The sequence below is a fragment of the Williamsia maris genome (assembly GCF_024171815.1).
Classification (GTDB): Bacteria; Actinomycetota; Actinomycetes; order Mycobacteriales; family Mycobacteriaceae; genus Williamsia_A; species Williamsia_A maris.
In genome coordinates, this window is the sequence record NZ_JAMTCJ010000003.1 from 631,140 (window position 1) to 653,268 (window position 22,129).

The 22,129-nt window shown below is 68.3% G+C and carries 24 protein-coding genes and 1 tRNA gene; 8 read left to right on the forward strand and 17 right to left on the reverse strand.

What is annotated here, in order from left to right; genetic code table 11:
* Nucleotides 1–24: 24 nt before the first annotated feature.
* Nucleotides 25–1,038, reverse strand: a complete 1,014-nt coding sequence (locus tag LX13_RS16425) for a zinc-binding metallopeptidase family protein (RefSeq protein ID WP_253662367.1) — start codon at nucleotides 1,036–1,038, stop codon at nucleotides 25–27.
* Between the two features lie 227 nt (nucleotides 1,039–1,265).
* Between LX13_RS16425 and LX13_RS16430 the strand changes: the two genes are divergently transcribed.
* Together LX13_RS16430 and LX13_RS16435 are read left to right on the forward strand one after the other, a co-directional pair.
* The gene (locus tag LX13_RS16430) at nucleotides 1,266–1,568 is read left to right on the forward strand and encodes a GlsB/YeaQ/YmgE family stress response membrane protein (RefSeq protein ID WP_253662796.1); all 303 of its coding nucleotides are present in this window, start codon (nucleotides 1,266–1,268) and stop codon (nucleotides 1,566–1,568) included.
* A 42-nt stretch (nucleotides 1,569–1,610) separates the two neighbouring features.
* Nucleotides 1,611–1,901 (forward strand): hypothetical protein, encoded by a 291-nt coding sequence (locus LX13_RS16435; protein WP_253662368.1) that lies wholly within the window; start codon nucleotides 1,611–1,613, stop codon nucleotides 1,899–1,901.
* On the opposite strand, the gene LX13_RS16440 is transcribed toward LX13_RS16435, so the two are convergent.
* The 7 genes from LX13_RS16440 to LX13_RS16470 form a co-directional block, all read right to left on the reverse strand.
* On the reverse strand, nucleotides 1,892–2,698 hold the full coding sequence (locus LX13_RS16440; RefSeq protein ID WP_253662369.1) for a hypothetical protein: 807 nt from the start codon (nucleotides 2,696–2,698) through the stop codon (nucleotides 1,892–1,894). The genes LX13_RS16435 and LX13_RS16440 overlap by 10 nt on opposite strands.
* A 44-nt stretch (nucleotides 2,699–2,742) precedes the next feature.
* Nucleotides 2,743–2,991 carry a LapA family protein gene (locus LX13_RS16445; RefSeq protein ID WP_253662370.1) on the reverse strand — a complete coding sequence of 83 codons (249 nt, stop codon included), beginning with the start codon at nucleotides 2,989–2,991 and terminating at the stop codon, nucleotides 2,743–2,745.
* A 31-nt stretch (nucleotides 2,992–3,022) separates the two neighbouring features.
* Nucleotides 3,023–3,724, reverse strand: coding sequence for an aquaporin (locus LX13_RS16450; protein ID WP_253662371.1), 702 nt, complete (start codon nucleotides 3,722–3,724; stop codon nucleotides 3,023–3,025).
* Between the two features lie 295 nt (nucleotides 3,725–4,019).
* Nucleotides 4,020–4,190, reverse strand: coding sequence for a CsbD family protein (locus LX13_RS16455; protein ID WP_253662372.1), 171 nt, complete (start codon nucleotides 4,188–4,190; stop codon nucleotides 4,020–4,022).
* Between the two features lie 113 nt (nucleotides 4,191–4,303).
* Nucleotides 4,304–5,140, reverse strand: coding sequence for a GAF and ANTAR domain-containing protein (locus LX13_RS16460; protein WP_253662373.1), 837 nt, complete (start codon nucleotides 5,138–5,140; stop codon nucleotides 4,304–4,306).
* A complete protein-coding gene (locus LX13_RS16465; protein WP_253662374.1) occupies nucleotides 5,137–5,610 on the reverse strand; it encodes a hypothetical protein in 474 nt (157 codons plus the stop codon). Before LX13_RS16465 ends, LX13_RS16460 begins: the two co-directional genes overlap by 4 nt.
* 26 nt (nucleotides 5,611–5,636) lie before the next feature.
* Nucleotides 5,637–6,203: an RNA polymerase sigma factor gene (locus LX13_RS16470; RefSeq protein ID WP_253662375.1), complete on the reverse strand. Its 567-nt coding sequence runs from the start codon at nucleotides 6,201–6,203 to the stop codon at nucleotides 5,637–5,639.
* Between the two features lie 230 nt (nucleotides 6,204–6,433).
* Here LX13_RS16470 and LX13_RS16475 point away from each other — a divergent pair, with 230 nt between their 5' ends.
* A complete protein-coding gene (locus LX13_RS16475; protein WP_253662376.1) occupies nucleotides 6,434–6,691 on the forward strand; it encodes a hypothetical protein in 258 nt (85 codons plus the stop codon).
* A gap of 104 nt (nucleotides 6,692–6,795) precedes the next feature.
* Here the strand turns inward: LX13_RS16475 and LX13_RS16480 are convergent.
* Together LX13_RS16480 and LX13_RS16485 are read right to left on the reverse strand one after the other, a co-directional pair.
* Nucleotides 6,796–6,869, reverse strand: a tRNA-Met gene (locus LX13_RS16480).
* Nucleotides 6,870–7,027: 158 nt separating this feature from the next.
* Nucleotides 7,028–10,075, reverse strand: a complete 3,048-nt coding sequence (locus LX13_RS16485; RefSeq protein ID WP_308214756.1) for a UPF0182 family protein — start codon at nucleotides 10,073–10,075, stop codon at nucleotides 7,028–7,030.
* A 103-nt stretch (nucleotides 10,076–10,178) separates the two neighbouring features.
* Here LX13_RS16485 and LX13_RS16490 point away from each other — a divergent pair, with 103 nt between their 5' ends.
* Complete coding sequence (locus LX13_RS16490) at nucleotides 10,179–10,793, forward strand: PPA1309 family protein (RefSeq protein WP_253662378.1); 615 nt, start codon at nucleotides 10,179–10,181, stop codon at nucleotides 10,791–10,793.
* Nucleotides 10,794–10,813: 20 nt separating this feature from the next.
* Here LX13_RS16490 and LX13_RS16495 read toward each other — a convergent pair whose 3' ends face one another.
* The 5 genes from LX13_RS16495 to LX13_RS16515 all read right to left on the reverse strand — a co-directional run bounded on the left by LX13_RS16495 (nucleotide 10,814) and on the right by LX13_RS16515 (nucleotide 15,914).
* Nucleotides 10,814–11,824, reverse strand: a complete 1,011-nt coding sequence (locus tag LX13_RS16495; protein WP_253662797.1) for a YlbL family protein — start codon at nucleotides 11,822–11,824, stop codon at nucleotides 10,814–10,816.
* Nucleotides 11,825–11,887: 63 nt separating this feature from the next.
* On the reverse strand, nucleotides 11,888–12,904 hold the full coding sequence (locus LX13_RS16500; RefSeq protein WP_253662379.1) for a hypothetical protein: 1,017 nt from the start codon (nucleotides 12,902–12,904) through the stop codon (nucleotides 11,888–11,890).
* A gap of 75 nt (nucleotides 12,905–12,979) precedes the next feature.
* Nucleotides 12,980–13,828 carry a hypothetical protein gene (locus LX13_RS16505; RefSeq protein WP_253662380.1) on the reverse strand — a complete coding sequence of 283 codons (849 nt, stop codon included), beginning with the start codon at nucleotides 13,826–13,828 and terminating at the stop codon, nucleotides 12,980–12,982.
* 44 nt (nucleotides 13,829–13,872) lie between these two features.
* Nucleotides 13,873–14,958 (reverse strand): hypothetical protein, encoded by a 1,086-nt coding sequence (locus tag LX13_RS16510; protein WP_253662381.1) that lies wholly within the window; start codon nucleotides 14,956–14,958, stop codon nucleotides 13,873–13,875.
* Nucleotides 14,955–15,914, reverse strand: a complete 960-nt coding sequence (locus LX13_RS16515; RefSeq protein ID WP_253662798.1) for a hypothetical protein — start codon at nucleotides 15,912–15,914, stop codon at nucleotides 14,955–14,957. The genes LX13_RS16510 and LX13_RS16515 overlap by 4 nt, the downstream gene beginning before the upstream one ends.
* 316 nt (nucleotides 15,915–16,230) lie before the next feature.
* Between LX13_RS16515 and LX13_RS16520 the strand changes: the two genes are divergently transcribed.
* The 3 genes from LX13_RS16520 (at nucleotide 16,231) to LX13_RS16530 (ending at nucleotide 20,050) form a co-directional block, all read left to right on the forward strand.
* Nucleotides 16,231–17,706 carry a zinc-dependent metalloprotease gene (locus LX13_RS16520; RefSeq protein ID WP_253662382.1) on the forward strand — a complete coding sequence of 492 codons (1,476 nt, stop codon included), beginning with the start codon at nucleotides 16,231–16,233 and terminating at the stop codon, nucleotides 17,704–17,706.
* A gap of 112 nt (nucleotides 17,707–17,818) precedes the next feature.
* A complete protein-coding gene (locus tag LX13_RS16525) occupies nucleotides 17,819–18,700 on the forward strand; it encodes a hypothetical protein (protein WP_253662383.1) in 882 nt (293 codons plus the stop codon).
* A 33-nt stretch (nucleotides 18,701–18,733) separates the two neighbouring features.
* Nucleotides 18,734–20,050, forward strand: a complete 1,317-nt coding sequence (locus LX13_RS16530) for an ABC1 kinase family protein (RefSeq protein ID WP_253662384.1) — start codon at nucleotides 18,734–18,736, stop codon at nucleotides 20,048–20,050.
* 29 nt (nucleotides 20,051–20,079) lie between these two features.
* Here the strand turns inward: LX13_RS16530 and LX13_RS16535 are convergent, their stop codons facing one another.
* A complete protein-coding gene (locus LX13_RS16535; protein WP_253662385.1) occupies nucleotides 20,080–20,859 on the reverse strand; it encodes a TetR/AcrR family transcriptional regulator in 780 nt (259 codons plus the stop codon).
* A 465-nt stretch (nucleotides 20,860–21,324) separates the two neighbouring features.
* Here LX13_RS16535 and LX13_RS23540 point away from each other — a divergent pair, with 465 nt between their 5' ends.
* Nucleotides 21,325–21,447, forward strand: coding sequence for a hypothetical protein (locus LX13_RS23540; RefSeq protein WP_308214757.1), 123 nt, complete (start codon nucleotides 21,325–21,327; stop codon nucleotides 21,445–21,447).
* Between the two features lie 99 nt (nucleotides 21,448–21,546).
* Here LX13_RS23540 and LX13_RS16545 read toward each other — a convergent pair whose 3' ends face one another.
* Nucleotides 21,547–21,879, reverse strand: coding sequence for a WhiB family transcriptional regulator (locus LX13_RS16545; RefSeq protein ID WP_253662386.1), 333 nt, complete (start codon nucleotides 21,877–21,879; stop codon nucleotides 21,547–21,549).
* Nucleotides 21,880–22,129: the final 250 nt, after the last annotated feature.

Consider the following 22,129-nt stretch of genomic DNA (forward strand, 5'->3'; position numbering starts at 1 on the left):
GTCGACACCACGTCACCTCCACGATCACACAGTCGTTGGTTCCACCACCGAGTGCACGAAGGCCATCTTCTCCAACACCCTCGCAGGCAGCACGAACGGGTACAGATCCTGGTGACCCATCGACCGGTTGATCTGGTTCAACGACCACGACAGCGGCAACCACAGCTCGATTATCCGCTCGAACCCCACCTCGCCGGGCAGCGCGCTGTCGAGTGTCGCGCCGGCGGGGGCCATCGCGAACGCCGCCGCGGTGTCGAGGGTGTCGCGGATGTGGAGGTAATGGGCGAAGGTCTCGGCCCAGTCCTCCGCGGGGTGCATCGTCGCGTACGACGAGACGTAGTCGGAATGCCAGTCGGATGGCGGGCCGTCGTTGTAGTGCCGGTCCAGGGCCGCCTGGTAGTCGTCGTCCGGGTTACCGAACAGTTCCTCGAAACGCGGCCGATGATCGCCCGTCCCCACCAACACGGTCTGGAAGTAGTGGCCGATCTCGTGACGGAAGTGCCCGATCAGGGTGCGGTACGGCTCGTCCATCGACACCCGCAGCTGTTCACGGTGCACGTCGTCGCCCTCGGCGAGGTCGAGCGTGATCAACCCGTTGGCGTGGCCGGTGATGACGTTGCGCTGCTCGCTGGAGAGCAGATCGAAACCCAACCCGTTGTCGGGGTCCTCGACGCGGCCCACGATCGGCAACTCGAGTTCGGTGAGTTCGAGGATCACCCGTCGCTTGGCCGCCTCGGCCTCGGCGAACTTCTCCAGGGCGTCGGCGTCGTCGTCGCCGGGCCGGGTGCGGGTCAGGCGGCACGACTCGCACAACGCGTCGTTGTCGGGCCCCTTGGCCACCATCCAGTTGCAGGCTGCAACTTTGTTGTTCGCACACCGAATCAGTGCGGTGCCTTCGATTTCGGGCTCCTCGGAGGCGTCGAACGAGTAGATCGTCCGCGTCGGGAGATGAAAACCGAGATGGCTCGAACACTTGAGACACAACGTGTTCTCGAAAGAAAGCTGCTGACCGCATGTGCGGCAGACGAAATCACGCATTTGGACGACTCCTTGACGGTGACGGCATCGCTCCGTCGGCAACTCGGGCTGCGTCCGCCCACGCATCGCGCGGGCCGATCACAAAGGCACCTCGGCACCTACTCGACCCGACACCCACCCACGATCCTTGCCCGCGGCGAGTCCGGAGAGCAAATCCGCGGTCAGAGGGGCACCGCGCCCCGTAGGTTGAGGGGCGTACCGCATCACCCGAACCGGAGGAGAACATCATCAATACCGCTACCGCAGTGGAGATCCTGGCCGAGCGTTCCACCACGACGACGTCGGTGGGAATCATCGGCTACATCATCATCGGCGGCCTCGCCGGCTGGTTGGCCAGCAAGTTCATGGGTACCGACAAGCAGATGGGAATCGTCCTCAACGTCATCGTCGGCGTGATCGGCGCGTTCCTGGGCGGATTCCTGCTCAGCTTCGCGTTCGACACGGCCAGCGGCGGATGGTTCTTCACCTTCCTCACCGCCCTCATCGGCTCGGTCATCCTGCTCTACATCGTCAAGCTCGTGAAGCGCTGATCAACGATCACCGATCTCGCTCGACGCGTCGAGAGTTGACGCGTGCCGGGTGAACCCGAGCGCACCGACGACGGCCGCCACATCATCGTGGGCGGCCGTCGTTGGCGTGCGACCGATCCGCTCATCCCCGACGACCGCAACACCGAACTCCGGTCGATCCTGATGGCCTGGCGTCGCGACGTGAAACGAACACAGGGTGCCCCCGAGTCCCGCGCCGGGGTGCAGGACGCGAAGGTCGCGCTCGGCGAGCGCGGTACGCCGTGGTGGGAGCAGACCGACGACGAACGTCGCACCCGGTGGGAGACCGAGGTCCCCCGCCCGCCTCAGACCTGAACGGGCCCCTTCGCGAGCCAGGTGGTGGCCGCCTTGGCGGCGCGCTTGAGCGCCGAGCGCTCCCCCACGTAGTCAGCGGCTGCACCCACGATCGGTACCGCACTCAACATCTTCGACAGCCGTCCCGGTGCCGGCCGCCGTTTGGCCTCGCCGACCACGGCACGTAGGAGTTTCGCGGTGGTCCACACCCGCGACACCACATCCCGCGCCGACCACGATCGTGGCGACGGGGTCGGCGAGTCCGCCAGGTCTGCGGCTGCCTTCTCCGACGCTGTCGCGCGAATGGCCGCGGTGTCCACCGTCCGTCCGCACAGCACCGATGCGAGCAGATCGGTCTGGCGCGAACGCTCGGACACGCCGTGCACCCGCGCGATCGCGCACAGCACGAACGCCTGTTGCGTGAACCCGAGGACGTCCTGGATCGGCAGACGATCCGAGGCGGCGCCGAAGACCCCCGGGTACGCGACCAGCACCGACGTCAGCGCGCCGACCCGCGAGACCCACCAGTCCGACTGTTCGTCGACGGAAAGGCGCTGCCACTTCTCGGATCCGGGCGCCGACGCTTTGTTGGTCACCCACGACAACGAGTCGGCTGCCGCCGCGATCGCCTTGTCGGAGAACGACGGATCGTCGCCGGCCCCGACGGAGTCATCGCCGTCGCCGTCGTCGTCCGAGCGCAGACGCTCGTTGCCAGTGAACGGGTCGTCGTGTTCCAGGGCGTCGAGCACCGGCCCGATGAGACCTGTTGCCCGGTAGAGGATGCCGACGAGTTCAGCGTCACCGAGCGGCTTCGCCATGACTCAGTCCTCCGTGGGTGGAGCGGTCTGGGTGGTCGTGGTGATCATTTCACCGCTCGCCGGACACGGATGGCCGCGCTCACGATCAGGGCGATGACGGCGCCGACCACAGCGGCTCCGAGCAGCGCGACGCCGACCCCGAGATCGAAGTCGAAGCTGATGAACTCGATCGTCGTGTGCTTGGTGTTCTGCAGGACGAAGACGACCAGCGCGATGATGAGCACCAGGCCGATCACCAGGGTGATCTTCGAGAGGAAGGAGCCGGAACGGCGGGTGGGGGTTGAGGTGTTCATTGTGATTCCTGTCGGTGATGGGTGGTGTCGGTCAACGAGATTCGTCGAAAACGACTCGGTGGAGACCTGCCGCGACGAGCGCGCCGAGCAGAGGGAAGACGATGAAGGCCCAGACTTGGGACAGCGCGAGATCGCCGGCGAACAGCGCCGGGCCGATCGACCGCGCCGGGTTGACCGACGTGGAATCGATGCCGATGGCGATCAGGTGGAGCACGGTCAGGGTGAGTCCGATGGGCACACCGACGGCAGTTGACGTCGGCGCCGAGCGTGCGGTCACCGCGAGCACGACGAAGACCAGGATGGCGGTGGCCACCATCTCGACGATCGCGACCGGCACGAGTCCGTAGCCGCCCGTCGACGCCGATCCGAAACCGTTGGTGCCCAACCCGTCGGTGTCGACGGAGTACCCCGGACGTCCTGATGCGATCACCAGGACCAGTGCCGCGCCGATGATCGCGCCGAGTATCTGCGCGACCACGTACGCGATGGCTCGTCGCGCCTCGATGCGGCGCGACACCAGCACACCCAGCGTGACCGCCGGGTTGACGTGGCAGCCGGAGATCGGCCCGATCGTGAAGACGAGCGCGAGCAGCGTCAGCCCGAACGCGAGTGCGATCCCCACGGTGCCGACGGTGTCGCCGGCGAGCACCGCGGTGCCCACGCCACCGATGACGAGCACGGCGGTGCCCACTCCCTCGGCGATGCTCGCGCGGACCAGGGTGGGCTCACTCATCGGGAGCGCTCGCGGCCCTGTCGCCGCTCGTCGAGCTTGCGCTTGAGCACGCCCCAGGTGACTCGTCCCAGCCCTGCATAGAGCCTGCTGGCGAGACTGCGCTGTCCACTCATGTCTTCTGATCCCCTGTGTTGGTCGGCGCACGACTGATCGGCCGGGCGCGGATGCGTCGGCTGTGGTCGTGCGGTGTGATGGGTGTCGCGAACGATCGGCGACTGCGAGACGGGACTGGCCACCGTCGAGAAGGAAACGGAGCGGTTGGGCGCGAGGTGCGCCCAACCGGCTCACGCAGGTGTTACTTGAAGGTGTCCTTGATGCTCTCGCCGACCTTCTTGACGCCGGCCTTGCCCTGGTCGCCCTTGCCCTCGGCCTCGAGGTCCTTGTTGTCGGTCACGTCACCGACGACCTCTTTGGCCTTGCCGATCGCGTCTTCTGCAGCGTTCTTGGCCTTGTCGACGAAGCTCATGTGTTTCTCCTTGTGTGCGGTCGTGTGTTCGAGGGAGTAGTCGGGCGGACGGCCGGGATGTGCACGCCCACCCTTAGGTGAGCTGCATCACACACCGCCGCGGAGCGGCACGATCAGTCCGATTCCTGGGCCGTCCCGGCGATGATCTCGGCGGCGATGTCACGCACGCGGCGGTTCGTGTTCTGCGACTGCGCACGCAGGACCCCGAAAGCCTGCTCGGCGTCCACCCCGTGGCGCCCCATGATGATCCCCTTGGCCTGCTCGATCGGTGCGCGGTTGTTCAGAGCCGCTCGCAGGGCGTCCGCGACCTCGAGGGCGGACTTGAACCGGGCGAAGTCACTGATCGCCCGCGACACCGTCGTGGTCAGCAGCTCGATGATGTCGGCGTCGAGGGCGTCGAACGCCGCCGGCTCGCGGCCGTAGAGGTTGAGCGCGCCCAACGGCTGATCCGGTGCGGCCAGCGCGGCGGCGAGGAACGAGTGGATGTTCTCCTCCGCGGCCGCCCGCGCGAAGTCCGGCCAGAGCTGCACGCCGGCGTCGACGTCGACCAGCACGGTCTCGCCGGTCCGGGCGGCGTGCAGGCAGGGGCCGTCGTCGGCGTCGTACTGCCCCTGATCGACGCGAAGGGTCCGGGTGTCGGTGTGCACGGCGGTGTAGGTCCGACCGCCCAGCGCGATGGTGATGCTCGCGCACTCGGCCCCGTCGATCGCCTCGTGCGCGACATCGACCACCCGTTGCAGCAGTACGACGAGATCGTCCTCGTCGGTGATGCTGCCCCCGAGCGCGATCAGCATGGTCGCCAACGCCGCCGGGCTGGCGTCGGATTCGGCGACGGCGCCGGCCACCTCGACCGCGTGGTCGGTGGCGCCGTCCGGGGTGGCGGCGAGCAGCGACTCACTCGTCCGGGGGTCGGATGCGGGATCGTCGCCGGAGAAGGTGGTGCTGGTCATCTCGCTCCTCGGTCGGGGTCCGTCGTCACGGTACGGCTCAGGTCGACGTCGACGGTGTGGGTCAGCAGGTCGACCTGCGCCTCGCCCAGCACGTCACGGACGACGGAGAGCACCACCCGCCGGACACGGTGCACCACCACGCGCAGCTCCGCGTCGATGGTCCCGCGCAGGTCGATCTGCACGCCGGTGAGCTCGCGTCGGTCGATGTCGAGGCCCACCCGTGAGGTCTCGTAGGCGGCGTCGGCACGCAGGGCTCGGGTCAGCAGGGCGCGCATCGCCTGCTCGCGCACGGTCAGGTCACCGGGCACGGGTGACGACGACCCGGTGATGCGCAGCAGCCGACCCGGCCGTGACGCGGCGCGCACCTGCTCGCGGACCGTCTCGCTCACGGCCTCCCAGCCCGTCTCCGATCGCGACTGCAGGGCTGCGATGATCTCGCTCTTCGGGGGCACCGACGGCTGTTCGGTCACTGCCGACTCCTCTCGGTCACACTCGGTCACTGCCAACTCCTCATGGATTCGCGCAGCGCGCCGCGAGCGCGCGTGTAGTGACCGCGGGCGGCGCCCGCGCCGAGCGTGAGCACCTCACCGATCTCCTGGTACGCCATCCCCTCCACCTCTCGCAGCAGCCAGGCCGCGCGCTGGCGCGGTGGGAGCGTGGCCAGGCTGGCCTCGAGGGCGTCGACGAAGGCCCCGCCGGAGACCGACGGGTACGGCAGGCCCAACGTCGAGACCGCCGTGTGGTCGTCGATGTCGTCGCCGATCGGTAGCGGTGCGCGCTTCCGATAGGCGTCGGTGATCTTGCGAGAGCAGATGGCGAACAACCACGTCTGCACCGAACTGTCCCTGCGGAACGTACCCAGGCCGCGCCACGCCGCGACGAACGAGTCCTGGACCACTTCCTGCACGGCGCATTCGTCGGACAACATCCGACGCGCGTAGCCGTGCAGACGAGGCCCGAACCGGGCGACGAGAACATCGAAAGCCTCGAGGTCCCCACCCGACGCCAGATCGATCAAGGGCAGGTCGCCGAGATCGGCGAGAGCCTGGCTCTCTGTACGCATCTGTAGACCTCACCCATTCGACGGCTCCGCTCAAGAAGCCGTCACGTGGAAGAGGCACTCTTACAATAAGACCTTTGCAATGCTCGTTGTCACGGAGGGGTGGCGATCGTTGTGGATTTCATCACAGGCCATTGACGTACGTTGCGTGGATCTCGAACCGACAACAGACATGTCGGACGATGCGGGCGCCATCCGCGAGAACTCCCCCGACGCGAGCGAGAGGCTCCCCCATGACCGACCCCATCGACCGGATCGCCGACGCGGTGCTGGCCGTGCCCGGCGTGACCGCACTCGGCGACGACCCCGAATCACCGTCGGACCCCATCGATCCGGGCGTCACGGGGATCGCGACCGACGGACCGACCACCTCGGTCCACGTCCGCGTCGCGGCGACGGCTTCGACGCGCGGCGTCGCCGAGCAGGTGCAGCGGGCCACCCACGACATCACCGGTGGACGCGTAGACGTCACCGTCGAAGAGGTGCGCTGAGCGCAGGTCCGGGCTCAGACGTCCGGCACACTCGGGGCCAGGACCACGTCGCACAAAAAATCCCGATCCGCACCGGAGTGCGAATCGGGATTTTCTTAACCTAGTAGCGGGGACAGGATTTGAACCTGCGACCTCTGGGTTATGAGCCCAGCGAGCTACCGAGCTGCTCCACCCCGCGTCGGGTGAACACAACGTTACACAGAGGGCCTCGATGTAGGCAAATCGATCGCTGACCAGCAACGACACCGGTGAACAGCGTCGCCGCCTCGGCCCCGGAGACGAGAACACCCGGCCGGGATGTGTTCCCGGCCGGGCGATCTCGTGTTCCTCGCGGTCCTACTTCGGCAACGCCTCGTACTTGTCGGTCGCCGCCTTCAGTCGGTCCAGAGCCTGACCGTAGGCACTGAAGTTGCCCGAACTCTGCGCCTGCTGCAGCGCATCGATCGCCGAGTTCAGTTCCGTGACTGCGGCATCACGGTCTGCGCTGCTCGCCGAGCCGCCCGGGGCCGGGGTCGTCGACGGCGTGCTCGGTGCCGTGGTCGTGGGCACCTGTCCCGTCTGCGTCTGACCGTTCGTCGGCTGCTGCTCCTGGCCACCGTTGCCCGTCGTGGGCGCCTGCCCGCTCGGGACACTGTCCGGTGCCGCCGCGGCGGCCGGGCTGATGCCCGCCTGCTGCAGGGCCTCGGCGATGGTCGGCGCGTAGCCGATGCTCGGCGGGTCCGCGTCCGAGCTGCGGTACCGCACGACGACTCGGAACAGACGCGGGAAGGTCGCGTCGGAATTCTTCGCCTGCGCGTACAGCGGCACCACGTTCAGCAGACCGTTCTGTCCCACCGGGAGGGTGAGCAGGTTGCCGAACCGGGTGGACGCCGTGTTCTCGAGGTTCTTCAGGTCGGCGTTGACCTGACCGAAGGTCGACATCGCCGAGAACGCCAGTCGCGGGCCCTCACGTGTCGGGTTGCTCGGGACCTCGCGAATCGTCATCTGCCCGTAGGTGGACGGATCCGACGACACCGTGAGGTACGACGCCAGGAAGTCCCGGTTCAGGGTGTTCATGACGCTGGTGAGCTGGAAGCTCGCCTGGTTCTGCCGGCGCGGGTCGGAAGCGACGAAGTAGTACGGGGGCTGATCGAGACCCCGATCCAGTGCGTTCGAGTCCGTCGGGTCGGCCGGGATCGACCAGAACGAGTTGCCCTGGAAGAACGTGCTCGGGTTGTCGACGTGGTACTTCGCCAGCAACGAGCGCTGGATCTTGAACAGGTCCTCGGGGTAGCGGACGTGCTCCTTGAGGCTGGTGTTCTTGTCGAACTCCGAGCGCGGCTTCACCGTCCCGGGGAACACCTTCATCCAGGTCTTGAGGACCGGGTCCTTGTCGTCGAACTGGTAGAGGGTGACCTTGCCGGTGTACGCGTCGACGGTCGCCTTGACCGAGTTGCGGACGTACGCGATCTGCTTGTTGATCTGCGTCCGACCGGTCTGGCCCTGGTTCAGCTCCTGCGCGTCGGTGGTCGCGTCCTGCAGCGACGTCTTCTGCGCGTACGGGTAGTCGTCGAGGGTGGTGTAGCCGTCGACGATCCACTGGATCGACCCGTCCGCCATGACGGCCGGGTAGGTCTTGGAGTCGACGGTCAGCCAGGGCGCGGCCTTCTTCACACGATCTCGGGGATCACGGTTGTAGATGATCTTCGAGTTCTTGTTGATCGCACCCGACAGCAGGATGTTGCGCTCGGTGTACTTGATCGAATACGCGAGCCGGTTGAAGATGTTGCCCAGCGACACACCGGCGCCGCCGGTGTAGGTGTACTGGCTGGTGGCCGTGTCGTACTCGTTGCGCTGGCCGTTGTCCGACCCGACGATCGCGTAGTCCGGGTTGACCTTCGAGATCAGCTCACCGAAGTAGATACGGGGCTGCTTGACCTTGATCGGCGCGTTCGCCTGGTAGTTCGGGTCGGCGATGCTGTTGATGTCGCTGACGTCGAAATCGGGCTGTCCGCCGCTGTTGACGTCGGTGCCGGACGAGGCCGGCTCGTTCACACGGTTGGCAGGCGCAGCGACGAATCCGTTGCCGTGCGTGTAGACCGTGTGCTTGTTGATCCAGTTCTGCTGGTTGGCCGCGAACCGGCTCGGGTCGAGCTCACGGACCGAGACGATGTAGTCGCGCAGCTGGTTGTCCACGCGGTACCGGTCGATCGCCAGCTGCGTCGGGAACCCGTAGAAGTTCTGCTGCTGCTGCAGCTGGGTGAACGCGGGCGAGACGATGTTGGGGTCGAGCAGACGGATGTTGGAGATCGTCGCCGAGTCGTTGTCGACGTTCTGCTGGTTGACCTGACCCCCGGTCCAGTTGTCCTGGTAGGTGACCTTGTCGTCGCCGATCTGATAGGCCGCCCGCGTCGCATCGATGTTCCGCTGGATGAACGGGGCCTCCTTGCTCGCCGCGTTGGGCTTGACCGAGAACTGCTCCATCACCAGCGGCCAGCCGACGCCGATGACCAACGCCGACAACAACATCAGCGCGGTGGCCAGGGCCGGGACGCGAAGGTCGCGCAGCACGATGCCGGCGAAGAACGCCGCGGCGCAGATCACCGCGATGGCCAGCAGGATCAGCTTGGACGGCAGGACCGCGTTGATGTCGGTGTAGCCGGCACCGGTGAAGATCTCCTGCTTACGGGTGCTCGAGAGCAGCGTGTACCGGTCGAACCAGTAGGCGACGCCCTTGAGCAGCAGGAACAGTCCGGCGATGACGGCCAGCTGGATCCGTGCGGCCTTGGTGAGCGTGCCGTTGCGGCCGGCCAGCTGGATCCCACCGAAGATGTAGTGCGTCAACAGGCTGACGATGAACGTGATCACCAGCAGGACGAACAGGAAGTTCAGGACGAAGCGGAAGAACGGCAGATCGAACGCGAAGAAGCTGATGTCGTAACCGAACTGCGGGTCACGCTGCCCGAAGCTCTCGCTGTGCAGGAAGGTCTGGACCGTGGCCCATGACCCCTGCGCCACGAGGCCCGAGAGCAGACCGATGATCAGCGCGGGGACGATGGAGAACCACCGGATGCGACTCATCACCACGGTCCGGTAGCGCGCGATGGGGTCGCCCGGCCCGGTCGTCGGGACGAACACCGGCCGCGAGCGGTACGCCAGCGCCAAGCCGGCGAAGACGATGCCTGCCGCGATCAGACCCACGACGAAGAACAGGATCACCCGCGTCCAGATGATCGTCGAGAACACCGTGCTGTAGTCGATGTCGTCGAAGAAGAGCAGGTCGGTGTAGAGCCCCACGAATCTGGGACCCACCAACAGGATGATCAGGACCGCGACCGCGACACCGATCAGGACCTTGCTTCGTCGCGACAGTGTCGGCATTCCTGCCGGACCCCGTACTCCCACTTCTCACGCTCCCATTTGTCGACCGACGCGAGACCACGCGGTCTTTTAACAACACTTTACTGACGAGAATCCATACGACGACCGCGCACACCGGAATGCAAGGATGGGGTCCGTGACCGACCCGCAATTCCCACCCTTGTCATCCGATGCCCTCGGCATCGCCGTCCGCGAGGTCGTCGAGTTCGTCGACGCGAACGGTTGGGGTCAGCCTGCCACCCTTTTCGCGCTCGTACCGACCTCTGTGGTGGCCCAGACCCAACCCGATCTCGCCGACGCCCTCGAGGGCACCGAGCTCACCCTCATCGAGCAGGACCCGCTGCCGGTGTCCGTCGACAGTGGACTCACCGAACTCGAGTACGTCCTGGGCACCACCAGCTGGCCGGCGTCGGTGGCCGGGTGTGCGCTGGTCCAGGAGATCATCGTGCTGCCGCCCGAGGCGGAGACCGACCTCGACGAGGCGCTCGTGCCGCTGCTCGCCGATCCCGACGCCGCCGACTCGGCCGCACGGCAGGCCGCCGAGGAGCATCCCGAGTCGACCACCGGCCGACTGGTGGCCGCGGTGCTGCGCGACGGTCAGTCGCTGAGTCTGCTGCAGCTTCAGCCGCCGGCCGGCTCCGACGACGACGGACCGATCGAACTGCTGGCCCATCCCGAGTTGGCGCCCAACCTGCTGGCCGCGCTGGCCACGACCCTGGTCAACGACCCCGACGACTTCTGAGCCGTCCGTCGCGGTGGGGCTCAGCATCGGGGTGCGTCCCCACCGGACCGGACCGCCGAGAGCGCCGACATGGCGTCGTTCAGGGTGCCGACCTTCAGCAGCGTCAGACCGTCCGGGACATCCGAGCGTGCCTCCGCGCAGTTGCCCGCGGGGACCAGGAACTCGGTGGCGCCGGCCTCGCGCGCCGCGCGGGTCTTGTGGGTGATCCCGCCGATCTCGCCGACCTCGCCGTTGTCGTCGATCGTGCCGGTGCCGGCGATGAACCGTCCCCCGGTCAGGTTCTGGTCGCCGAGTTTGTCGATGATCCCGAGCGTCAGCATCAGGCCGGCCGACGGTCCGCCGATGTCGCCGACGTTGAAGCCGATCTTCAGCGACGGGTCGGCGTTGACCTCGGCGGGTGTCACACCCAGATAGCCCTTGTCCTTCGCGTCCGGACGCGCGCCCAGGGTCACCGTGCGTGCGTCGACCGTCGCGGCGTCCGGGACACCGAGGACGACCCGTGTGCCCGGGCGCAGGCCGGAGACCGCGGAGCGCAGCTGCTCCGCGGTGGACACCGCGGCACCGTTGACGGTGACGACGCGGTCCCCGTCGCGCAGCACGCCGGCGGCCGGTCCCTTCGGATCCACCGTGACCTCCAGGGCCACCGGACGCTTGAGGTACTTCAGGGCAGCGACGGTGGCGGAGTCCTCGGAGCCGGAGAACTGCGCGACGTCGTCCTTGCGGACCTCTTCGGTGCTCTTGTCCGGCGGGTAGACCTGCTCACGCGGCTGCAGGGCGTCGCGACCCGACAGCCACATCCCCATCGCCTGGAACAGCGTCAGTCCGTCGGTCACCGACACCGTCGTCAGGTTCAGGTGACCGTCGGTCGGGCGGACCGGCGCACCGCTGATCATCACGACCTGTTTGTCCTCGATCGTCCCGAGGGTGTTCACCGTCGGACCCGGCCCGAGGCTCACGTAGGGAACGCGCACGAACGCGCCGACCATCACCAACACGATGAGCAACGCCAGGGTGACCCCCAGGGTCACCATCCGCCGATTCGCGGGAACAACTCTCACGCGCACCACAGTAGAGGTCGGTGTCGCCGGTCCCGTCTACGCGCGCGGTCGGAGGACGTTGACCTGCCCGGGACGCGACAGTGACGGGGTGTGGATGGGCTTGCCCTTCGCGTTGCGGATGATCTGTCCCTCCAGCGCGACCAGGCATGCGGCGGCCGGGCTCTGGTAGATCTTCGTCAGCACCGGCGTCAGTGACGCGGCGAACTGACCCTCGGCGGAGATGAACTGTTCGCGGTACGGGCCGTAGAACGGCAGGATCGCCTTGAGGATCACCGCAGTGGCGTCGGAGATGCGATTCAGGATCGGGGTGATCCAGGGCAGGTTCTGGTGGATCACCGGTTCGAGCTCGGCGAGCACCGGCCCGAACAACTGCAGCGCCGGTTGCATGGCGGGACCGAGGGCGAAGACCTCCGACGAGAACGACCCGAACATCGGCGCCAGTTCGACGATCGACGACAGGCCCCCGGACCTGTCCGGCTTCGGGATGCCGGGGCACGCCGGCTGCTCGGCGATCGGTGCGGTGGCGAATCCCGCTGCGGCGCCGCCGGTTCCGTTGCCGTTGATGGCGACCGACCCGCCGGGCGACGACCCGGTTGCGCCCGGGGTGATCGGCGTCGCCGGCGAGGCGCCGGGTGCCGCCGGGGTGCCGGGCAGTGTGACGCCCGCACCCGGACTGATGGCGACCGCGGCGGCCGGGGCGTCGGCAGCGGGGGCTGCGGGGGCGGAGGCTTCGGGAGCGGAGGCTTCGGGAGCGGTCGGTTTCGGCTGCGCGACGGCGGGACCGGCCGGTCCGGGTGTCACCGGGGCGACCGCGGCAGCGGCGCGGTCGGCGGCCACCGGCACGGTCACCGCGACCTGGGTCCGGCCCGCGTCGGCGTACCAGGTTGCCGCCACCACCACCGCGAGGACGGTCAGCCCGGACACCGCCCGAAGGACTCCCACCCCCACCGACCGACGCCCACGGGGCGGGGTCACCGCGGGGAACTCGTCGGTGGCGGGTGCCTCGGGTTCGGGTGCGTCGAGTTCGGGGGTCTCATCGAAAGCTGGTGACACGGCGGTGCCTCTCGTGGATACGCGGGTGGCGCGTGGTCGGTGGTCGGGACGTCACGGGATCGGGGCGCCGGAGGATCACGAGGTCGGCGGCGCGGTGGACGGCGCCGCGGCGGACGGTTCGAAGGCACCCTCGAGGTGCCAGACCCCGGTGAACCCGTTGAAGGGTCCGCCGACGATGAGGCTGGTCCACTGAAGTTCGTAGGTCTTCGCCGAACTGTCGTAGGTCCCGGTCGCCGACGGACCCTGCACCGGTGCGGCGGCGGACTGGCCGAGCCACTTCTGCGATACGTAGTCCCACGCCTGCTCGGCCTGCTCGGCCCCGGGCACCTTGGGTCCGGCCTTGGCCGCGACCTTGGGTGCGCCCTGGTTGAACTCCTGGTTGTTCCAGGAGGCTGCCCACGCGGTGAGGTTCGCGGTGAGCTTGCCGCCGTCGTTCTGAACGGTCGGTGCGACGACGGGGTTGCGTGTCTGCGGGTCGACGGCGTTGGTCGAGACACCGAACCCCACGCCGAAGAACCTGGTGGGCTTCATGATCGACCCGGCCAACGAGTTGCCGTTGTCGAAACCGGGTGTCGGCTCGGACTGGAAGGCGCCGGTGCGCAGCCCGCCCTCGGTGCCCGGCGAGAGCAGCGTCACCGACCCGCCCTGGACCGGTGAGTCACCGTTGGGCATGTACGGGCCGTCCTCGACGGTGCCGCCGGGCTGGACCATCTTGAACCAGGACCCGGTGATGGTGTCGCCGTCGGCTTTTCCGGCCTCGAGTCGCAGCAGGCCGGTCAGCGCACCCGACTCCGACGCTGCGGCGTCGTCGGACCCGCACGCGGTCAGACCACCGGTGAGCAGTCCCAGTGCCAGCACGGCGCCGACGATCGACCGCAGGCACGATCGGAGTGGGTGTGTGGTCGTCGTTCGGTCTGCGTTCATCGAATTGTCCTTCGTACCTGCATGTGTCGATCGATCTGGAAAGGTCATGCGGTCAGGGCCCGTCCCCGACGTGCGCCGGCGGTGCCGGCCCCGACAAGGACCACCGCCACCCCACCCGCGCCGATCAGCACCCACGGCAGGGCCGCGAAGGTGCCGAACCCGAGGGACTCGGTGCGGGAGTTCAGCCGGGCGACTCCGGTGAAGTTCGAGATGTTGTCGTTCATGGTCCCGATGAGGCTGGCGAAGTCCGACGACATCAGCTGCCATCGGTTGCTGAGGTCCGAGACCACCGCGACGTCGGCGGCGACCTGCGCCCGCTGCGGCGACGTCGCCGAGTCGCGGTGCACATCGGCGAGGTATCGGCTGTCGATCTCCCCGACCGCCCCCACCAGCACCACGAAGTACCCCTGGACGTCGCGCACCTTCTGCTTGGTCAGCACAGATTCGAATCGGGTGACCAGCGGACCAGCGGCGTCTGCGTCCGACACCATCGGGGTCAGCAGCGGCGTCGCGAGGAGCGCGACCGCGGCCAGCGAGCCGATGACGGCGGCACCGATCGGTCGCCTGCCCGCACGGGTGCGGCGCCATCCCCAGATGCCGGTGGCGAACAACACGAGACCGAATCCGAGTGGGATGAACGGGATGGCGTCGAGCGGTTGCAGCTGCGCCAGCCGTCGATAATCGTCTCGGGCACCGTCGATCTCGGTGATCATCGCGGTCATGTCGGCGTCGATCGACGGGTACCGCTGTTGGAACTGGCCGATCTGTCGGTACTGCGCCGCGTCGGTTCCCAGGGCGGTGTCGACACGGGTGGTCGCCGCCCGCACGGCGTCGAGGCGCTGCAGGTCGGCGGTGAACCCGTGGAGGCGCGCAGTGGTCATGTACGGGGCGAAGTCGGCGATCATCGCCCTGCCCTGCGCCGCGGGATAGAACATCCCGCCCGCCAGCGGCGCCACCGCCAGGATGAGCCCCAGCAGCGTCGTCGCGATCCACGGCCAACGTCGACCGACCGGCCGGGCGGCGCCGGACGAGCCGCTCGCGGAACGGGTCTCGACACCCTCGGGTGAGCCCGGGTAGGCAGGCAGCGCGTCATCGGGCGGCCGCTGCCCGGACGCGCGCACGACGCTCACTCGCCGCGGCGCCTGCGGACCAGGCGATCGGCGTTGGTCAGCACAGCGGTGGCGATCGCGGTGACGGCGACGAGCAGCGGCAGCAACCACCGGGTTTGTCCGTCGGGGTCCTCGACGCGGATGGCCTGGGCGGTCAGGGCCGGATCTCCCGAGGCGGACACGGTCTGCGCCTGCGCGGGCGCCGGTTGGGCCGCCGCGGCGGGTGGCCGTCCCGGCGCGGGTGCGGCCGAGGGTGCGGGCGCACCCGGTGACGCGGCGGGGGCCGCCGGCGCTGCGGCCGCGGGGGCGCCTGCGGCCGGTGTCCCCGACAGACCGGACCCCTTGTAGGTGCCCGCGAGGTGCCACAGGCCGGTGAAGTTGTTGAACGGGCCGCCGACGATCTGGCTGGTCCACTCGATGAAGTAGGCGCCGGTGGACCGGTCGATGGTCCCGCGCACGGCCGACGTCTTGCCGGGCAGCGCTCCACCGGGCTTCGGCGCGCCCTGGTTGAACACCTGCTTGTTCCAGGTCACCCCGAACGCGCTGAGATTGCCGGTCAGGGCTGTCCCGTCGGCGCGCAGCTGGGGGTCAGCGGTGCCCTGGCCGGTCTGGGGATCGGTGCCGTTGGTGGCCGTCGCGAAGCCGACGCCGTAGAACTTCACGGGCCGGGTGACGCTGCCCGACAGTGCGTTGCCGCTGCCGTCGAAGGCCTGCGCGGGCTGCGGTTGCAGACTGCCGCTGGTCAGGCCGCCATCGCTACCCGCCGACAGCGGGGTGACCGTCTTGTCACCGCATCCGGAGTCGCTGTTGGACAGGAACGGGCCCGATGTGCTGCCCGCGGGCAGGATCATGCGGAAGAACGAGCCGGTCACCGAGTTGCCCGAGCACACTCCCCCGTCGATGCCGAACAGCCCGTTCAGTGGTGTCGGTGCGGCCGAGGCCGGGGCCGACACCGTCCCCGACGCGACCACGATCATCGCCGTCGTCGCCAGCAGCGCTCCCGCACCCCGCACCCGTGATCCCCACCTCGACCTGCGCACACCCGACACCTTCACGTTCGACTCCCACAACTCGGTGCGAGCGATATCTCGCGCCGCATGATCGAGCGAAATCTACGCAGAAGGGCGAAAGCGGAGAACGTTTGTGGTCAGGGCGGGTATAAGTCCGCCTGCACACATCCGCGGGCCGACGGGACGATCGCCGACCGCGCCACCGCTCCGCTGACAGCGAAACCTCCTCCTCGGACGCGCTGCAGGCCGCATCGGACGCATCGACGCCGGTACCGTGGACGCCATGAATGACCTGCCCTTCGGTTTCAGTTCGGCCAGCGGTGACGACGACTCCTCGAAGAAGCCCGATCGCGGTTCCGGCGACGGTTCGTCGGGCTCCGGTGCCGGCGGGTCGGACCCGTTCGGCCTGGGTGGGCAGAACCCGTTCGGCGGCGGTGGCGGCTTCGACCCCAACGCACTCGGCCAGATGCTGTCGCAGCTGGGCTCGATGATCAGCGGGATGGGCGCAGGCGGAGGCGGTGGTGGCGGCCCGGTCAACTACGAGGTGGCCACCAACCTCGCGCGGCAGCAGATCGGGAACTTCGCGGTCCTCGACCCCAAGCAGATCGGAGCGGTCACCGACGCCGTGCATCTCGCCGAACTGTGGCTCGACGGGGTGACGACGCTGCCCGCCGGGGTGTCCAAGTCGACCGCATGGACACCGGTGCAGTGGCTCGAGGAGACGCTGCCGGTGTGGAAGCGGCTGTGCGATCCGGTGGCGGCGCAGATCGCAGGCACCTGGGCGTCGGGATTGCCCGAGGAGGCCCAGCAGTTCGCCGGCCCGATGATGGGCATGCTCTCGCAGATGGGCGGGATGGCGTTCGGCACGCAGCTCGGCCAGGGCCTCGGCCAGCTCGGCAAGGAGGTCCTCAGCTCCACCGACATCGGGTTGCCGTTGGCGCCCGAGGGCACCGCGGTCCTGTTGCCCGAGGCGATCGCGGCCTTCGCCGACGGACTCGAGCAACCGGCGCAGGAGATCATCGTCTTCCTCGCCGCGCGGGAGGCGGCCCACGTCCGCCTGTTCACCCACGTGCCGTGGCTGCGTCAGCGGCTGCTCGCGACGGTCGAGGAGTACGCGCGTGGCATCACCATGGACTTCTCCGGGATCCAGGAGGCGGCTGCGGGCATCGACCCGACCGAGCTGCTGTCGAACCCGTCGAAGATCGAGGAGCTCATGGCCTCGGGCACGTCGTTCGAGCCGACCACCACCGCCGAGCAGAAGGCAGCGCTCGCGCGCCTGGAGACGCTGCTGGCCCTGATCGAGGGATGGGTCGAACACGTTGTCGCCAAGGCACTCTCGGATCGGATCCCGAGTGCGGGCGCCCTCGCCGAGACGATGCGTCGCCGACGCGCCACCGGCGGCCCGGCCGAGCAGACCTTCGCCACCCTGGTGGGACTCGAGCTGCGGCCGCGCAAACTGCGTGAGGCCGCCGATCTGTGGGAGAAGCTCCTCACGAGCAGCGACGTGAGCACCCGCGACGGCGTCTGGGCCCACCCGGACCTGATGCCCGACGCCGACGACGTCGACAACCCGTCCGCCTTCATCGACCGGGTGATCGGTGGCGACGTCAGCTCGTTCGACGACCCCATGGCCGAGCTGGAGAAGACGATGGCCGCCGAGGCCGCCGAGAAGAAGGCGGCGCTGGAGAAGGACGCGCCCGCCGACGACACCGACGGCGACGGCCCGGCCGATCCCGACGAGGGCGACGACAAGGCCTGAGCCGAAGTTTCTTCCCGCGTCGGCGACGGCGCAGGTCAGGAACGCTGCGGGGCTGTGCACAACACCGTCGGTGAAGCCTGCTCCGGGGCGGCACGGTGCGATCCTGACCGGCATGGCCAGAACCGATCTCGCCCCCATGCTCCGATCCGGGCTCGCGATCGCCCACCGAGGCAACGGCCGCATCCAGATCGGGTGCGATCCCGATCGCGGCATGGTCGTCGATCTGCCGCCGACAATCCGCTCGGAGGACTTCGTGGTCTTCCTGCGCTTCCTCGGCTCGCCCCGACGCGACGCCGAGATCGCCACCGAGGCCGCGCGAATCGGGTTGTCCGACAACGACGTGGCGGTGCTCGTGCACCGTCTCGGCCAGGCGGATGCCCTGTGTGTGCGTGAGCCCGACCGTGGTCTGCGGGTGCGCGTGCACGGCCGGGGCCCGCTCGCAGCCCGGATGACCACGCTGCTGCGCGACGCCGGGATGGCCGTCGCCGAGTCCACCCAGCGACCCCGCGTCGCGCAGGCCGAGGGCGGCGAGCCGCTGCGCGGATGGACCTCGGATCTGGTGGTGCTCACCGACTTCCTCGCCCACGACCCCGCGATCCTGGCCGGGCTGATGATGCGGCGGATCCCCCACCTGCCGGTGCGTCTGCGTGACGGGACGGGCCTCATCGGCCCACTGGTCCTGCCCGGCCTGAGCAGTTGCCTGCGCTGCGTCGACCACCATCGTGCCGACCGCGACCCGGGGTGGCCGCTGGTGGCCGGACAGATCATCGGGCAGACCGGGCACGGCAGCACCGCCACCATGACCGCCACCGCAGCACTGGCGATGGAACAGGTCGAGCAGATCGCATCGGGTCTCCGGTCGCTCACCGACGGCACCGCCCACACGTCTCCCCAGACCGTCGACCACACGCTCGAATACCTCCCCCAGCCTGCTCGGCTGCGCATCAGGCGGTGGACGCCGCACCCGCTCTGCAGTTGCCTCTTTCGTCGGTGAACTATCGTGGAGTCGACCGGAAGGGATTGGCCTATGGCGGATATCACGGAGGGACGCGGGCGACGCAACGCGAAGCTCGCGGCGCTCCCCTTGGGCATGGCGGGTCGGGCGGCAGCCGGGTTCGGAAAGCGTCTTGCGGGCGGGGACAAGGACGAGATCAACCAGGAGTTCATGGAGAAGGCCGCCGAACAATTGTTCGCGGTTCTCGGTGAGCTCAAGGGCGGCGCCATGAAGGTGGGACAGGCCCTGTCGGTGATGGAGGCCGCGGTCCCCGACGAGTTCGGCGAACCGTTCCGTGAGGCCCTGACCAAGCTGCAGGCCGAGGCGCCGCCGATGCCCGCCAAGCGGGTCCACCAGGTCCTCGACGCCCAACTTGGCACCAAGTGGCGCGACCGGTTCCGCGAGTTCTCCGAGACCCCCGCCGCATCGGCGAGCATCGGTCAGGTGCACCGCGGTGTCTGGTCCGACGGCCGCGAAGTGGCCATCAAGGTGCAGTATCCGGGCGCCGACCATGCGTTGCGCGCCGACCTGAAGACGCTGTCGCGCATGTCGAGTCTGATGCAGCGGATGTCGCCGGGCACCGACGTCCGTGCCCTGATGGACGAGCTGATCGCCCGCACCGAGGACGAACTCAACTACCTCGGCGAGGCCGACAACCAGCGTGCGTTCGCCGCCGAGTTCGACGGCGACCCCGAGTTCCTGGTGCCGAAGATCGTGGCGAGTGCCCCCAAGGTGGTCGTCAGCGAGTGGATCACCGGCACGCCGCTGTCGCAGATCATCGCCTCGGGAACCCAGGAGCAGCGCAACGACGCGGCCACCAAGCTCGCGACGTTCGAGGTGTCGTCGCCTGCCCGGGTGGGTCTGCTGCACGGCGATCCCCACCCCGGCAACTTCCAGATCCTCGACGACGGTCGGCTCGCGGTCTTCGACTTCGGCGCGGTCGGGCACTATCCGGACGGACTGCCGCCGGCCACCGGTCCGATCCTGCGTCTGGCGCGCAACCACGACTACCCCGCGCTGATCGAGAAGATGATCGAGGCGAAGTTCATCCTGGAGCGCAATCGCGAACGGGTCAGCGCCGAGGACATCGAGTCCTATCTGCGTACCTACGTCGATCCGCTCACCGCGGACTCGTTCCACTTCACCCGCAAGTGGCTGCAGCGCGCGGTCGGCAAGGCGACCGACCTCAAGGGCGACGTCTACAAGACCTCACGACACCTGAACGTCCCGCCGGAGTACGTCATGGTGTTCCGGGTGCTCGGCGGATGCGTCGGTATCGCCGCGCAGCTCGACGCCGAGGCCCCGTACAGCAAGATCATGGAGCGCTGGGTTCCCGGACTGGCCGACTAGGGCCGTCCCGTCGCGACGGCTCGGCCTCGTCACGTCTCGGGAATGCCACGGCGCGTGCCGCCGAGATGCGTCTCGACGCCGTCGAGCAGTCGCTCGAGGCCGAAGTCGAACGTCCCGTGGGGATCTCCGGGTGCCTGATGTAGTTCACCGACCAGCGCCCCGACGCGGCCGGCGAGCGGAAAGCCTTCCTCGGGCATCACATCTGCGAGTTCGGGGCCGACGATGTCCCACCACTGCGCGTCGGTCAATCGGGTCTCGACCGTCGCACGACGGGCGTCGATGGTCTCCCGCGCGTTGCCGACCGCGAATGCGGTGAGCATGGAGATCACCCGATCGCAGTCGATGTCGGAGAGACCGGAGTCGACGAGTAGTCCGAGCTGGCGCTCGTAGCGACGCAACCGGTGCGGACCGGTCACCTGCCGCCATGTGGAGATCTCGAGCAACCAGGGATGCCGGACGAGTTCGTCCCGGATCGACTCCGTCATGCCGATGAGCCGTGCTCGGAGCGGCTCGCCGGACACCGACGGCGGGTCCTCGGCCGCGACCGCGTCGACCATGAGTGTCGTCAACACCTCTTTGCTCGGTACGTAGGTGTAAAAGCTCATCGGTCGTACGCCGAGAGCACTCGACACCGCCCGGACCGACAACCCGGCCAGTCCTTCGCGGTCGGCCAGTTCGACAGCCGCGTTCACCACCTCATCGACGGTGAGTCGTTGACGAGGCCCCCGGCGGGACCCGTCCGGCAGGTGGGCGCGCCACAGCAGCCGGATGAGCGTTCGCGTGTCGTCCTCCGCTGTCACCGCGCACATCTCCTCCGTGATCCCAACCGCAGACCACTCCGTATGCTGTACATTGTTTATTACTCCGTACACCGTACACCGTGTGGTCGCCGAGACCTCGGCCCACACGCCGTCCGCACAGACAGGAGATCGCCATGCCGCCGGACCCGCACCCCTCCGTCAAACCGCCCCGATGGTTGAAACCGTTGAACAAGGCACTGCTCGCCCTCCGTGCCGTCGGTGGTCTACGAGAACTCCCGGTGCTCACCGTGGCGGGACGATGCAGCCAGAAACCACGTCGGACACCATTGACCGTGCTGACTCTCGACGGCTGCCGATACGTACTCGAAGGGTTCCCGGGCGCGGACTGGGCTCGGAATGTGCGGGCGGCACGGGGGGGCGGCGGAACTGACCGTCGGGCGGCGGACCGAGCAGGTGTCACTGATCGAATTGGACGCCGCGTCAGCTGTTCCCGTGCTTCGAGCGTGGCCCGAGATGGCCGGAACCGACGGGCCGAAGATCATGAGAGATGCCGGCGTCGTGGAGGAGATCAGCCCGGAGTCGTTCGCGAACCTGGCCGGACGCTGTGCCGTGTTCCGGATCGACCCGGCGCGGTAGACACGTCCGAACGACGAAACCGCCGCCTGAGCGAGTGGCTCAGACGGCGGTTTCTCGCCTGTCGGGTACTGCTCCGGGCGATGTGCTCCCTCTCGGGGATCACGCTGCGACCGGGTGCTTGCGCGGCCGCCCCCTCGGGCGCTTGCGGGCGATGACGGTCCCCTGATCGAGGATCTCGCCACCCCACACCCCCCATGGCTCGGCGCGCTCGAGCGCGGCGGCCAGGCACTCGCGCCGCAGCGGGCACTGTGTGCACAGCGCCTTGGCCTGCTCGAGTTCGGTCGGGTTCTCGGCGAACCAGAGGTCGGGGTCGGCCACCCGGCAGGGCAGCGTGCTCGCCTGGCCCGCCGAGGTACAGGACTCCTCGGCGGAGAGGGCGGACAGGTCGTCGGTGGTGATCGATACGGTCAACGGTGTGGCCGGCGCGGTCATGTCGGTTCCTCCACATTGGGTGCGAAATGGTCGGGTGGTCTGTACAACCCGGACATCGCTTGTGTGGATCACATGAATACACAAGAGAGGCCACGGGTTTCGCGTGTGCGATTCACCGTGGCCTCGAAAGCTCGTGCGCTGGAACTCAGCTCAGCTGTCGATGTCGTACGGGAACCGCATTGCGGTGGGCTCGTGCCGGGGCGGACGCGGGAGTGGCGGTTGCGAAGTACAGCTGGGCTGTCGCTTCGAA

What these genes read in the sequence shown, in the direction of transcription:
- LX13_RS16425 (WP_253662367.1), bottom strand. Translation starts at nt 1,038, where the DNA reads ATGCGTGATTTCGTCTGCCGCACATGCGGTCAGCAGCTTTCTTTCGAG.
- LX13_RS16440 (WP_253662369.1), bottom strand. Translation starts at nt 2,698, where the DNA reads ATGGCGAAGCCGCTCGGTGACGCTGAACTCGTCGGCATCCTCTACCGG.
- LX13_RS16445 (WP_253662370.1), bottom strand. Translation starts at nt 2,991, where the DNA reads ATGAACACCTCAACCCCCACCCGCCGTTCCGGCTCCTTCCTCTCGAAG.
- LX13_RS16450 (WP_253662371.1), bottom strand. Translation starts at nt 3,724, where the DNA reads ATGAGTGAGCCCACCCTGGTCCGCGCGAGCATCGCCGAGGGAGTGGGC.
- LX13_RS16455 (WP_253662372.1), bottom strand. Translation starts at nt 4,190, where the DNA reads ATGAGCTTCGTCGACAAGGCCAAGAACGCTGCAGAAGACGCGATCGGC.
- LX13_RS16460 (WP_253662373.1), bottom strand. Translation starts at nt 5,140, where the DNA reads ATGACCAGCACCACCTTCTCCGGCGACGATCCCGCATCCGACCCCCGG.
- LX13_RS16470 (WP_253662375.1), bottom strand. Translation starts at nt 6,203, where the DNA reads ATGCGTACAGAGAGCCAGGCTCTCGCCGATCTCGGCGACCTGCCCTTG.
- LX13_RS16475 (WP_253662376.1), top strand. Translation starts at nt 6,434, where the DNA reads ATGACCGACCCCATCGACCGGATCGCCGACGCGGTGCTGGCCGTGCCC.
- LX13_RS16490 (WP_253662378.1), top strand. Translation starts at nt 10,179, where the DNA reads ATGGGGTCCGTGACCGACCCGCAATTCCCACCCTTGTCATCCGATGCC.
- LX13_RS16495 (WP_253662797.1), bottom strand. Translation starts at nt 11,824, where the DNA reads ATGGTGACCCTGGGGGTCACCCTGGCGTTGCTCATCGTGTTGGTGATG.
- LX13_RS16505 (WP_253662380.1), bottom strand. Translation starts at nt 13,828, where the DNA reads ATGAACGCAGACCGAACGACGACCACACACCCACTCCGATCGTGCCTG.
- LX13_RS16515 (WP_253662798.1), bottom strand. Translation starts at nt 15,914, where the DNA reads ATGATCGTGGTCGCGTCGGGGACGGTGTCGGCCCCGGCCTCGGCCGCA.
- LX13_RS16520 (WP_253662382.1), top strand. Translation starts at nt 16,231, where the DNA reads ATGAATGACCTGCCCTTCGGTTTCAGTTCGGCCAGCGGTGACGACGAC.
- LX13_RS16525 (WP_253662383.1), top strand. Translation starts at nt 17,819, where the DNA reads ATGGCCAGAACCGATCTCGCCCCCATGCTCCGATCCGGGCTCGCGATC.
- LX13_RS16530 (WP_253662384.1), top strand. Translation starts at nt 18,734, where the DNA reads ATGGCGGATATCACGGAGGGACGCGGGCGACGCAACGCGAAGCTCGCG.
- LX13_RS16535 (WP_253662385.1), bottom strand. Translation starts at nt 20,859, where the DNA reads ATGTGCGCGGTGACAGCGGAGGACGACACGCGAACGCTCATCCGGCTG.
- LX13_RS23540 (WP_308214757.1), top strand. Translation starts at nt 21,325, where the DNA reads ATGGCCGGAACCGACGGGCCGAAGATCATGAGAGATGCCGGCGTCGTG.
- LX13_RS16545 (WP_253662386.1), bottom strand. Translation starts at nt 21,879, where the DNA reads ATGACCGCGCCGGCCACACCGTTGACCGTATCGATCACCACCGACGAC.